The organism is Gilliamella sp. B2785, assembly GCF_026537005.1.
Taxonomy (GTDB): Bacteria; Pseudomonadota; Gammaproteobacteria; order Enterobacterales; family Orbaceae; genus Gilliamella; species Gilliamella apicola_E.
In genome coordinates this window covers 40,309-52,678 of the sequence record NZ_JAFNNC010000006.1, presented here as the reverse complement: position 1 = coordinate 52,678, position 12,370 = coordinate 40,309, and the positions used below count along the sequence as shown (strand labels likewise).

General features: G+C 37.1%; 12 protein-coding genes and 1 riboswitch. Of the genes, 6 read left to right on the top strand and 6 right to left on the bottom strand.

Features of this window, described 5'->3' with window-relative positions; all coding sequences use genetic code 11:
- Positions 1-5 precede the first annotated feature (5 nt).
- From J3U24_RS07990 to allD, 4 genes are all read left to right on the top strand, one after another.
- Entirely contained in the window at positions 6-1,226 is a 1,221-nt protein-coding gene (locus tag J3U24_RS07990) for an MFS transporter (protein ID WP_065733976.1), read from the top strand.
- A gap of 109 nt (positions 1,227-1,335) precedes the next feature.
- A complete protein-coding gene (gene allE, locus J3U24_RS07985; protein WP_267337625.1) occupies positions 1,336-2,115 on the top strand; it encodes a (S)-ureidoglycine aminohydrolase in 780 nt (259 codons plus the stop codon).
- A gap of 20 nt (positions 2,116-2,135) precedes the next feature.
- Positions 2,136-3,032, top strand: a complete 897-nt coding sequence (locus J3U24_RS07980; protein ID WP_065562619.1) for a carbamate kinase — start codon at positions 2,136-2,138, stop codon at positions 3,030-3,032.
- Positions 3,033-3,055: 23 nt separating this feature from the next.
- A complete protein-coding gene (gene allD / locus J3U24_RS07975; RefSeq protein WP_267337626.1) occupies positions 3,056-4,105 on the top strand; it encodes an ureidoglycolate dehydrogenase in 1,050 nt (349 codons plus the stop codon).
- A gap of 208 nt (positions 4,106-4,313) precedes the next feature.
- Here allD and J3U24_RS07970 read toward each other — a convergent pair whose 3' ends face one another.
- On the bottom strand, positions 4,314-5,651 hold the full coding sequence (locus J3U24_RS07970) for a hypothetical protein (protein ID WP_267346990.1): 1,338 nt from the start codon (positions 5,649-5,651) through the stop codon (positions 4,314-4,316).
- 938 nt (positions 5,652-6,589) lie between these two features.
- Here J3U24_RS07970 and J3U24_RS07965 point away from each other — a divergent pair.
- Both J3U24_RS07965 and asnA read left to right on the top strand, forming a co-directional pair.
- Complete coding sequence (locus J3U24_RS07965) at positions 6,590-7,003, top strand: hypothetical protein (protein WP_065733967.1); 414 nt, start codon at positions 6,590-6,592, stop codon at positions 7,001-7,003.
- Positions 7,004-7,245: 242 nt separating this feature from the next.
- A complete protein-coding gene (gene asnA, locus J3U24_RS07960) occupies positions 7,246-8,238 on the top strand; it encodes an aspartate--ammonia ligase (protein WP_065562623.1) in 993 nt (330 codons plus the stop codon).
- 46 nt (positions 8,239-8,284) lie between these two features.
- On the opposite strand, the gene tenA is transcribed toward asnA, so the two are convergent.
- The 5 genes from tenA to J3U24_RS07935 form a co-directional block, all read right to left on the bottom strand.
- Positions 8,285-8,929: a thiaminase II gene (gene tenA / locus J3U24_RS07955; RefSeq protein WP_267337787.1), complete on the bottom strand. Its 645-nt coding sequence runs from the start codon at positions 8,927-8,929 to the stop codon at positions 8,285-8,287.
- Positions 8,930-8,981: 52 nt separating this feature from the next.
- Positions 8,982-9,070, bottom strand: a riboswitch (TPP riboswitch).
- A 36-nt stretch (positions 9,071-9,106) separates the two neighbouring features.
- Positions 9,107-9,511: a DUF1161 domain-containing protein gene (locus J3U24_RS07950; RefSeq protein ID WP_220225956.1), complete on the bottom strand. Its 405-nt coding sequence runs from the start codon at positions 9,509-9,511 to the stop codon at positions 9,107-9,109.
- 135 nt (positions 9,512-9,646) lie between these two features.
- The gene (locus tag J3U24_RS07945) at positions 9,647-9,880 is read right to left on the bottom strand and encodes a hypothetical protein (RefSeq protein WP_065562626.1); all 234 of its coding nucleotides are present in this window, start codon (positions 9,878-9,880) and stop codon (positions 9,647-9,649) included.
- Positions 9,881-10,282: 402 nt separating this feature from the next.
- Positions 10,283-10,546 (bottom strand): SemiSWEET family transporter, encoded by a 264-nt coding sequence (locus J3U24_RS07940; RefSeq protein WP_081299490.1) that lies wholly within the window; start codon positions 10,544-10,546, stop codon positions 10,283-10,285.
- Positions 10,547-10,945: 399 nt separating this feature from the next.
- Complete coding sequence (locus J3U24_RS07935; RefSeq protein ID WP_267337786.1) at positions 10,946-12,349, bottom strand: PLP-dependent aminotransferase family protein; 1,404 nt, start codon at positions 12,347-12,349, stop codon at positions 10,946-10,948.
- Positions 12,350-12,370: the final 21 nt, after the last annotated feature.

Sequence of the window (12,370 nt, the reverse complement as noted above, 5' to 3'; positions counted from 1 at the left end):
TTAAAATGACAGAAAAAAAAGGTGGCATACAGTACTGGCATAAAATCGTCGCTTTATTATTCCTCGGTTGGTTAGTGATGTGGATTTATCGCCCCGTATTAGCAGCGATTTTTCCTGAAATTCAACAAACTGTAGGACCTCAATCAAATACTGAGCTGGGCTTAATTGCTAGCTGTTACTTTTTTTCCTACACCTTAATGCAAATTCCAGCTGGGATCTTAGTTGACAAATATGGTAAAAAAGCCGTCGTGATTCCTGGCTTCATACTCTTTACTATTGCCGCTATCATGATTGGTAATGCACACTCAATGATGATGATCTATATTGGTAGCTTACTGGCAGGTCTTGGTTGTGGTTCTTACTATGGTTCGGCTTGGTCACTATCAGCCGAAAATATTCCAGCTGAAAATCGTAGTTTCGCCTCTGCCATTATCAACACTGGTGCGGCGTTAGGTATGGGCGTTTGCTTATTATCCACCAGCTTCTTAGTTAAAGCGTTGGATATGCCATGGCAATATATGCTCTATATTATTGCGGCTCTAACACTCTGCTTAATTGCTGGATTTGCAATTATCATTAAAGAGCCATCGATTAAAAGCGTCATCACTCAAAAACAGAAAACGGAAACGGCGCCGAAAGAAAAACATAACTTTTTTAGTAGCCCAATGGTTGCTTGTTACATTATGTACTTTGCAACATGCTATGGCTATTACATGGTGGTAAGCTGGTTACCCAACTTTCTTGAAACTGAACGAGGCTTTACTGGCGGAAGCATTGGCTCTGCATCATCTTTAGTCGCATTCGCCGCTATTCCTGGCGCACTTGTCATCAGTAAAATCTCGGATAAATTTCGTGCTAAACGACTATTTTTTATTATCGTATTAGAACTGCTTTCAGCCGGAACACTATTCATGGCTGTCCAATCATCCACCATCACCTTATTACTGATGGGATTAATCCTCTATGGATTATTTGGCAAGTTTGTTGTTGAACCGATTCTAATATCTCACGTGGCTGAAATTGCCCCAAAAAGCAGTTACGGCACAGCATTTGGTGTATTTAACTTCTTTGGCATGAGCTCATCAGTGATAGCACCACCATTAACTGGATTATTAGCGGATATAACAGGAACCAAAATTACGGGGTTCTATGTGGCTATTGCAATCTTAGTTATTGCAACAGCATTATTCTTTTTAATTAATTTGCGTAAACACATAACCAACTGATTCACGCAAAAGCATCGACTATTTATCGATATTTGATAAATAGTCGAAAAAAGTAGTACTCACGGCAAACCTTGCCTAAATCTAAAGCATATGTTCCAAGGAGATCATTATGGGATATATCAATAACAACATCGGCTACCCAAAAGACCTATTAGCGTCCCGCGCGATAATCAAACGTCATAATTTTGCCTTAATACCGCCTGATGGCTTAGTTAAAAATATCATTCCCGGCTTTGAAAATTGTGACATCACCATCTTAGCCACACCTAAACTAGGGGCATCCTTTGTCGATTACCTTGTCACCATGCACCAAGGTGGTCAAAACTTACAAGGATTTGGAGATGATGATATTGAAGTATTTGCCTATGTGATAGAAGGTGACGTCAACGCAAAAGCCAATGACCAATCACACCGTTTACAAACTGGTGGCTACATCTACTGCCCCGCTGGGGTTAAACTCTATTTACAAAATATGACTGCTTCATCACGTTTATTTCTGTACAAACGTCGCTACAACCCTATTTCAGGTTATCAAACACGTGTGATTGCCAATCATATTCAACAACTAGAACGCATGAATTATGAAAATATGGATAACGTATTTATTCAAGACCTTCTCCCCAAAGAACTCGGTTTTGATATGAACTTCCATATTCTTACCTTCCTACCGGGTGCAAGTCATGGCTATATCGAAACCCATGTACAAGAACACGGCGCCTACTTACTTAGTGGTGAAGGTATGTACCTACTTGATAACCAGTGGATACCGGTTAAAAAAGACGACTACATCTTTATGGGAGCCTATGCGCTACAAGCGTGTTACTCTGTTGGCCAACAACCACTGAGTTATATCTACTCAAAAGATTGTCATCGGGATGTGGACATCTAAACAAAAATAAAGGACACCGTATGGAACTAATAGTTATTGCATTAGGTGGTAATGCGATTTCAAAACGAAATGAATTACTCTCTATTGACAACCAATACCAAAACATCAACAGCACGACCCAATTTATTGCCAAATTAGCCAATAAATATCGACTTGTTATTGTTCACGGCAATGGACCACAAGTTGGATTACTTGCTCTACAAAATGCCAGCTACCCAAGCGTACCCGCCTACCCGCTTGATGTCCTTGTTGCTCAAACACAAGGCATGTTAGGGTATATGATACAGCGAAGCTTACAGCAATATGTCAACCAAGTTACCTGCGTATTAACACAAGTCGAAGTAGACAGCAACGACCCATCATTCAAAGATCCAACCAAATTTATAGGTCCGGTATATCAACCTGAAGAACAACAAAAACTACAAGTCCAATATGGTTGGCAATTTAAACAAGATGGCAAATACCTAAGACGCGTTGTTGCATCCCCAAAACCGAAAAAAATTATCGAACTTAATACCATCAAAGAGCTAATTAACCAAGATACCATCGTCATCTGCAATGGTGGGGGCGGAATTCCCGTAATAAAAGATAAATCGGGTTATAAAGGTATCGAGGCGGTTATCGACAAAGATCATAGCGCTGCCCAACTGGCAATCGAACTAAAGGCTGACCACTTAATGATATTAACCGATACTGACGCCGTTTATGAAAACTGGGGCACACCTGAGCAAACCGCTCTAGGCAAGGTTGATACCAAACGAATACAACCAATGGCAATCGATGATGGTGCTATGGGACCAAAAATCAAATCCGTTATTGAATTTGTCGAACAAACTGGCAATACCGCCTATATTGGCAACTTAACAGATATCGAATCGCTATTAGCACAAACAAAAGGCACTATCATCACCAAATAGCGACTATAGATAGGAGTGATAAAATGAGACTAGACAGACAGACACTACACAACTTAATTGCCAAAAAACTACATAAAGCTGGATTAACTCAAGAGCACGCCGATATTGCTGCCGATACGCTTGCATTTGCTGATGCACGAGGCATCCACTCGCATGGCGCCGTACGAGTTGAATATTATGCTGAACGCATTGCAAAAGGAGGCATGACTCACTCCCCCAATGTCACCTATAAAGAAACCGGTCCATCATCAGCAATATTAGATTTTGATAACGGATGCGGATTAGTTGCCGCTAAAGTTGGTATGGACAAAGCCATAGAAATGGCGAAGAAAAATGGCGTTGCCGTAGTCGGAATTCGTCGAATGTCACATAGTGGCTCGCTTTGTTACTTTACCGAAATGGCAGCTAAACAAAACTTAGTCGCCATATCCATGTGCCAATCTGACCCAATGGCGGTTCCTTATGGTGGCGCAGAAGAATTTTTTGGAACCAACCCAATCGCATTTGCAACACCAACGAACGACGAAAGGATTGTCTCATTTGACATGGCAACCACTGTCCAAGCTTGGGGAAAAGTCTTATACGCCAGATCAAAAGGCGCCTCCATTCCCCCAACATGGGCGGTTGATGAACATGGTGAACCAACAACCGATCCCCACAAAGTAAACGCCCTACTACCAATAGCCGATGCCAAGGGTTATGGACTAATGATGATGGTCGATGTACTTTCAGGCATATTACTTGGCTTACCATTTGGTAAAAACGTTTCATCAATGTATGCGGATCTATCCCAAGGGCGCAACCTTGGTCATCTGCATATTGTGATCAACCCACAATACTTTGTTGGACTCGAAATCTTTAAACAAACCATGTCAGCTATGCTTGACCAACTAAAACAAACCAAACCAGCCAAAGGCAATAGTGAAATCTTCTTTCCAGGCGAAAGAAGCAAAAAACGTGAAGCCGATTACTTAAAAAATGGCATAGAGATAGTTGATGATATCTATAATTATTTAATTAGTGATGATATTCATTACAATCGTTATGATCATAAAAATAAATTTGCCGAATAATATCAAGGTTTCAAAAACCCCGCTCCTCAACTTTTTTAAACATCTTAAAAAATCCGCCTCAAATGAGGCGGATGGCTTATCGCTTTAAAACAACAATATTGTTTTCTATCACTCGATAGGCGTTGACTCTTAGTTTACTTTTAATGACTTAATACTATTTTTAATCACCCCACTCCCAGCCTAAGGATTAAGGACAAAGAAATTAGAACTAAGGATAGGTACAAAGCCCGTGGTGGTTGTGGTTGTAGCCATAGTACGCCGGATACACCCAACCACTGTTCATTAACACGATAAACAGGCCGCTACCCTTCGGGTCACTAGTCCAGCAAAAAGCGTCTAGAAAGCTGTCAAAGCCAGAGTAATCGCCTATAATGCCCCACTCAGCTAAAAAGCCAGAACCTATATGACGCATGTACCCATTCTCAGGCGAGGAAGGGGTGGCGCCGACTAAACCATGACACAAAGAATCGTCGTTAGGAGGACAAGATGAATTGGTTAAATCCTTTACCTTAGGTGCTCGATAACCAATACTATTACACCAAGATAATGTATTAGAAGGAGTGTCCTGCTTAGAACCACGGTGGACGAACCACTGCTTCAAAGTAAAACCATATTTAACAACAGGAGTACCATTATTATCACGACCGACCAACTCGAAGGTCTGAGGCAAAGTAGGTTTAGAAATAGGAATAGGACTGGATGAATTAATCTGGGATTCGGTAGCGTAAGGACCCGTTAAAGTAACGCGTACCCCTGTAGTAACTGGTGAATTTGTCATAGTAGCAGTAATACCACCCTTAGATATCGGAGACCAAGACAACGAACCTCCACCACCTATATCTAAATCAAAGTACAGTCCATTAGCACCAGTTGTAGGAAAGTTTCTACCGTAAAGTGATGAATCAGTTGACTGAGGAATAAAACCATTATACGGGTCCCACATCGAAGATGGGCCAGCATGATAATCTGTACCAAAACCCAAACCAGGTCTGGCAAAACAAACCACCGGCGCAGCCTTAGGATTGACATAATAAGTCACACTATTGGCACGTAAATCACTACGATTAGGAAATCCGTAACGAGTAGATAATGTACCGTCAGTACTAGATAGCGTAACCTTATAAGGTGCCTTACAAATCTCTGGCACGGTACTACGTGATACCGTTTGACCGCTTTTATCGACGATAGATAAACTTAAAGAACCAGTAACAGTAACGTCACTATCACCATCATCATCCCCCCAATAATTATTAGGAGGACCGATAAGTGTACTTAAATCGACTGAATTTGTATCAGTAGGAACGAACATACTTATATCAGCAAAACTCTGACCCTCAACGGGCAAGGAGATTGGGGTTGTAGATGATAAATTGGTAAAAGGCGTATATTGCGTACCATCAGATAGTGTAATCCCAAGCAGACCGTTAGCATCGACCGCACGTGTACGACCACCGTCGAAAGTCAGATAAGGCGGAGTACCCTGTATCTGATTTGCTGTTGTCTGTGATGTCAATGCGTGACCAGAAAAAGGAAGGAAAAAGACCACGAAAAAAACAATCTGCCGGGATAATTGGGAAAAGGATCGAAAACCGGATCTGAAAGAGGATCCGAAAAACGACCGGAAAAAAGATCGAAAAGAGGATCGCGGAAGCGATCGCGCGAAATTTCGCAGAATTTCACTTGATTGCGTGGAAAAATAAGCTTCAGTGAAAAATTTAAACTGGGTGCTGGACTTAGACGAATTTAAAAGATAGGTTGGCCAGGTTGCCTGTTGCCTGTTGCCTGTTGAAAATTATAATGCATTTTAGACTACCTTGTCAAGTAATTTTTTGATTTATTTGTGATTTTATACTTTTATATCAAATTTTAGCCTATTAGCTAAAACCGTGTAAAAAGTATAGTGATTGGAAAAACACGATGCAACACTTTTTTTCGCTCATTTGTGTTAACTTTTGTAAATTGGATCTAAAAATAATCTAAGTTGCAATTGGTTATCTATTGTTTTAATTAAGTATATCATCATTACAAATCTTTATAATCAGAACGATTGATCCTGAAAATTTTATTTTAGGGCTTAAAACAAGAATTTTGATCATTTAATAATTTTTAAGTGAAATTTAGAACCCCAAAAACCCCGCTCCTCAACTTTTTTTGCGATAGGAACCTCAAAAATAAACCCGCGGGTAATTCAAACGTCGCTAAGCCGCTTAATCGCTTATTATGATTTCTTCGACTATTTAATTTTTAAATACATATCCTCTCCCTTTACGAAAGGATTTTATGCAATAACTTATTTGATCATATTTCATCCATTCGTAAGTCTGAATTTTTTCTAAATGATAGTTATGATCTTTTACTACATTTCTATTTTAATTAGTTTTTGTTCGTTTTATAATCAATCCCCTCAACTTCTTACAATCTTCGATTTTTAATAAAAACAATGTGTTAATTAAGAGTAAATTTTCAACGCAAGGGAGTATTAACATGAATGATGGGTTAAAGCTAGAAAAAATAAAAGCCTTATTTGAAAAACTTGAATTACCCGATTTTAATAGCTCATCAATAATTTATGGTTCTATCCACCCAAAACTTTGGAGATTTGCACTTTTTCAGGGCGCAGCCGCTTTTGATATTAAACACTACCTTATTTATTTTAATTCCGATGAAATTATTTTAATTGGCTTAACTCTCGGTGCAGATTTAACGAATGATGTTATTCGAATACCAATGACGTCAATTTCAAATTTCAAGTTCAAGAAAGGCTGGATTACCAGTAAATTTGAATTTACTATGGCTGGAAACAAAAGATATCCATTTATAGTACCTAATTTTGTGTTCATCGCAAAATGGCAAAAGCCAAATTTAACCCATATTGTTTCCACCTATTTTAATCAATAATTAACTCAATTATCTTTTACCTATATGATGAAAAATAATTACCTAATATATTGTATTATTGGGTAATTTAATTTCATTTTTTACGTTTAATGTGTGATGCAGTCCTTGCCCGCATCGGAAATCCGTGAATTTGATTATAGTGCTTAGCGCTTTATAAAAAGTCCGAATATGTTCTAACTTGCATATTTCTGTTTTCTAGTTTAATTTATCGTCACTAACCCATTCACTTTTTGAGATGAGACATGACGATATCATTTAAAGAGCAGCAACAACGGATCAATTTTGTTAAACAATTTTTTGCTGAGCAATTAGCTAATAATTTATCACTAATTGAAGTTCAAGCCCCACTTTTGAGTCAAATTGGTGATGGTGTTCAGGATAATTTATCTGGGACTGAGAAGGCGGTTCAGGTTAATATTAAGAGTATTCCTGATGCGCAATTTGAAGTGGTTCATTCACTCGCTAAATGGAAACGCAAAATATTGAGCCAACATAATTTTCCAGTTGGTGAAGGTATTTATACCAATATGAAAGCGCTTCGCCCTGATGAAGATAAGCTCTCCCCTATTCACTCTGTTTATGTCGATCAATGGGATTGGGAAAAAGTGATTCGTCCTGAAGATCGCAATCTTGCTTATTTAAAACAGACGGTAGAGAAGATTTATAGTGCCATTAAGGCTACAGAAAAAGTGGTTTCAGAAAAATATCATCTTTCTTGTTTTTTACCAGAGTCGATCACTTTTATGGATAGTGAGCAGTTATTAAAACGTTATCCTAATTTGTCACCAAAAGAGCGCGAAAACGCGATTACTAAAGAGTTAGGCGCAGTATTTTTAATCGGTATTGGCGGTGATTTGTCAAATAAAGAAAAACACGATGTGCGCGCCCCTGATTATGATGATTGGAGTAGCGATAATGAGATGGGTTCTAAAGGATTAAATGGTGATATTTTAGTTTGGAATCCAGTTTTAAATAGTGGTTTTGAAATTTCGTCAATGGGTATTCGCGTCGATCCTGAGACGTTAAAACGTCAATTAAAATTAACCAATAATGAAGATCGTCTCCAATATGCTTGGCATAAGGCATTAGCTAATGGTGATTTTTTACAGACAATTGGTGGCGGGATTGGACAATCTCGACTAACTATGTTGCTTTTACAACAACATCATATTGGGCAAGTCCAAGCAAGTGTTTGGGATGATGTAACCAAGCAAAACTATCAACAACTTTTATAATTCATGCTCAGCATGTTTTATCTAAAATGGTAAAACATGCTGTTTACTAGTCACTTTTATCCAATGCCATTTGCCAAAAATTTATTTCCAGTTGCGTCGCTTGCTTAAATATTTGGCTTAATTGTTTAAATCGGTTTTCACTAATATTAAGTAATTGTTGTTCTATCCAAGCAATTTCTTTTTGTACTGCTTGTTGAAACTCCTTACTAGCATACATCTCAATCCAAGAGCGATATGGGTTGTTTTCTTCCCAACCTTGAATCCAATTGGCAATCATGCCATACCCAATTAAACAGGGTGCCATTGCTATGTGTATATCTAATATATCGCCGTGTAATCCTATATCAAGCACATAACGTGTATAATCGCTATTGGCTTTGGCTTCCTTTAATGTGCTTAGTTCATATTCAGATATGTGCCATTTTTTGCAATATTCAATATGCAGATCGAGTTCAACTTCAACAATGGTTTTTAAACTCTCTAATGATTGCCGAATTTGAGCAATGTCGTGACTTTTATATACTGCAAGTCCCCAAGCTCGGGAAAAGTTGATTAAAAAAAGATAATCTTGTTTAAGGTAGTATTGAAAGCAGGTTAAGTCTAATGTGCCTTTTCCTAATTGTTGAACAAAATCATGTTGAATATAGTGTTTCCACTTGCTTGATTCAATCAGTGAGTTAAATGATGGCATAATGACTCCTTTTTTGACAAATTCGCTATAAGGAGTTAAACAGATTTCTATAATAGACGTGTTTTAAACTCCCTTCGTCGGTATTAACCGAATCAGGTTCAACGGGTATAATCTCAGCCTATAGCACCCCGGTTAAACAAATTATAAAATTTATAAAATGGTTACTTAAATTTCTCTTTATTCTGCTTTTTGTTCAGTTTCCTGAGATTCTGTAGAAGTCGGCTCTGGAGTTTGAACTTTTTCTACTGGTGCCGAAGCTGGCGTTTGAACTGGAGCGTTACTAGGGCTGTCGCTCTCGACGGGTTGTGGTGTGATTTCAACAGGTGTTTCAGGCTCATCTTTAACTGATTTTGATGATGGTGTACGAATATAAACAATGCTTTGTTTACCTCGATCACATGATCCAACGATTTTACCTTCAATATTTTGTTCACCTTGAGGAACAAGTTTTAATTGGAAGCTATTTTCATTAACACCGTTATTTTTAATTTTTTCGGCGATATTTGCACTAATTTCGTCACAATTGGACGCAGATGCAATAACTGGGAGACCTAATAATAAAACTACTGCTAACTTTTTCATGATCTTTCCTTAAGATTATCGAGTAACTGATGCATTATAAAACGATTGTTTAAACTGTCCATATCGTTTTGAATAACGCTGCAAATAAATTTTATCAATAGATTTGAAAAAGCTAGCTTAGTATAGATTTTTTAGTTAATTCTGCTCTTGGTGTTGGTTTTCGAGTAATTTTAATTTATCTAGAACCCATGAGCGAATATCGGATAATTCGGCTTCAGATAATTGATTTACAAAGTCTCTTTTTGCGTGGAGTTGTTTGCGATCTTCTTCAGTCAAAACCACACCTTTTAAATTTAATAATACCTCTTTACGGTACATTGAGTAGATAAAATCTTTTATCAAATCATCGGAAAGATTAATATCAGCCATGGTGATTTCCTTATTTTATAAAACTCATTTGTTAATCATCAAATTTAGTTAATCTTTGTATAAATAACATTCTGATAGATTTTAAAGATGAATCCAGCCTAAAAAATAGGCTGACTTTTACTATAGTCTAATCACTATTAGATAACAATAGTAAATCGATAAATTAAATTAATTGATTAAATTATTCACTTTATTATTTGATAAGTATTTAACAAACCTGTTGATAACTCAATAACAATATAATAATTAATAAGTTATATGCAAGGTTAATTTTTAATCTTCTCTGATTTCTCAATTTTTGAGTAACAATTATCTAGCCTATTTCACAAAAATTGTGATTATAAAAAAATACAGCATATATTATGCTGTATAAAGAAAATATAAGGGAGTTAAAACAAGAATTTATAAAGCAGTAATAAACGCGGTTAAACCAAATAATACCCCTGGAAAATTAGCTATTGCAATTGGCCAATCCTTTTTTTGTCGTAATAAGCCATAACAGACCCATAATGAGCAGTTAATTGCTGCCGCTAAAGGTTGAGTTGGATTAGCTTTAAATCCATGAAGATTGTCGATAATTTGTGGGATATACGATACGTACATTCCTAATGATGCAAGTGTTGCGATAACACCCAAATAGTGAAAAGCTTTTGGAGAAAGATTCAAAATCAGCCTACCTGCTTATATATGAAAGGAGCAAATAATCTAACATATATAACAAGTGAGTTAAATATTGGTGTACCGTGGTTTCAGATAATATTTTGTAAATAAAATGATAAGATTTTTTATGTGAATCTATTTTAAGTAATCGGATATGGTTTTTAATAATAAATGTTATTGCTACGAAGGCCTTATATCAAGCGCAAATTGTTATATCATATAATGTAGCTAATAAGGCATAAAAACCGCGATTTTTTGATAGTTTTGTGATTATTTAGCTGAGATTCAATCCAATAATGAGATTTGAAGTTTACCGATTAACCCTGCCTTGTTTGTCTGGGCCGTTATGATCTATTTATTAACGCCAAATACCTGTTAGAACAATCAATAAAAACTTAGTTCGCTTTATCTCATCAAATCTTTTGCAAAATGACCATAACTTAAACGTATAGCGCCAACTCGATCCCCAAAGTCAGTGCCTTGTGACACGATTATATGCTTTGCTAGTAATTGATTTAAAATAGCCAACTCCTGCGCCTGACTGCTAACGGGCAAATGGGCATATAGATGAAAACCGCCTGTGGGTATCTGGTAATTGATGTCACCTTTAAAATAGTCATCAAGCCAATCTATTAGTTGGTTAGCCTTCTGTTTTAATTGCTGGCGTAACCATTCTTGATGGGATTGGTAGTGATGAGTCAAATATTCTTCAGCTAAAAGTTGCGGTAATATACTTAATCCCGAGTCAATGTGATGCCTTATATTGGCTAGTTTTTCGATAATTTCTTTCGGTGCAATCATCCAACCAATACGTATGTTGCGACCAATATATTTGGATAATGATCCTAAATAGATAACTTGATTACTGGTATCATATTTTTTTATCGGGTCGATATGACTCTTTTGATCAAAAGTTAACCCACTATAAGCATCATCCTCAACAATACCAATACACTGCTTTCGACAAAATGCCAATATCTGTTTTTTTCGATGATTACTCATCACACATCCCGTTGGATTTTGAAATATTGGATTTAGAAATAGCCATTTAATTTGCCGTTCTAAACTGACTTTTTGTAAACTCTCTAAGGTTATCCCTTCGGCATCACACTCAATACCATATAACCGCAAGCCTGCTGCTTGAAATAGTGGTAATGAATAGAAATATGAAGGTGATTCAATGCCTATTGCATCGCCAGGTTTTAATAATCCTTGAGTAATTAAAAAGAGGGATTGCTGCGTTCCTGAGGTTATTAAAATTTGATCGGTATCAACCATCATGCCAAATTGGTTCAACATATAATTTGCGATCTGCACTTTGAGTGTGGGTAGACCCAATTGCAATGTGTCGCTTTGCTTTTCATAAGCAACCATTTCATGAGAGGTGATATTGGGTAACATTAATTTGGGCATCATATGAGTTGGTAAATCGCCATTAGCCAAATCACAGATGTTCGCCATTTGCTGACGAGTCTGAAATACTTTTTGTTGATATACGCTTTTGCGATTTTGATAGAAATGGGCTGGTAGTCGCCAGTTAATAGTGGAGTAAGCTTGAAGCCCCCATTTTTGATCATTAATAAAGGTTCCACTACCCTGCTTACGAACCAATATATTTCGTTCAGTTAAGATATCTAGTGCATGGACAATAGTTGAGCGGTTAACGTGCAGATTTTTAGCCAACTCTCGCTCTGATGGTAATCTCTCACCCGCTATTAATACCCCTTGTTCAATGTAATTTTCAATCAACTGGATCACTTTTTTAAATAGTGCTCCGTCAAAAGCCGCTAATTTTTGTTTATTCCACATCGTCTATCAGTTTTTTGATTT

Bases quoted from the DNA above. Each gene is read 5' to 3' on its own strand.
- J3U24_RS07980 (WP_065562619.1), top strand. From the start codon at position 2,136: ATGGAACTAATAGTTATTGCATTAGGTGGTAATGCGATTTCAAAACGA.
- asnA (WP_065562623.1), top strand. From the start codon at position 7,246: ATGACGATATCATTTAAAGAGCAGCAACAACGGATCAATTTTGTTAAA.
- J3U24_RS07935 (WP_267337786.1), bottom strand. From the start codon at position 12,349: ATGTGGAATAAACAAAAATTAGCGGCTTTTGACGGAGCACTATTTAAA.
- tenA (WP_267337787.1), bottom strand. From the start codon at position 8,929: ATGCCATCATTTAACTCACTGATTGAATCAAGCAAGTGGAAACACTAT.
- J3U24_RS07945 (WP_065562626.1), bottom strand. From the start codon at position 9,880: ATGGCTGATATTAATCTTTCCGATGATTTGATAAAAGATTTTATCTAC.
- J3U24_RS07950 (WP_220225956.1), bottom strand. From the start codon at position 9,511: ATGAAAAAGTTAGCAGTAGTTTTATTATTAGGTCTCCCAGTTATTGCA.
- allE (WP_267337625.1), top strand. From the start codon at position 1,336: ATGGGATATATCAATAACAACATCGGCTACCCAAAAGACCTATTAGCG.
- J3U24_RS07965 (WP_065733967.1), top strand. From the start codon at position 6,590: ATGAATGATGGGTTAAAGCTAGAAAAAATAAAAGCCTTATTTGAAAAA.
- allD (WP_267337626.1), top strand. From the start codon at position 3,056: ATGAGACTAGACAGACAGACACTACACAACTTAATTGCCAAAAAACTA.
- J3U24_RS07990 (WP_065733976.1), top strand. From the start codon at position 6: ATGACAGAAAAAAAAGGTGGCATACAGTACTGGCATAAAATCGTCGCT.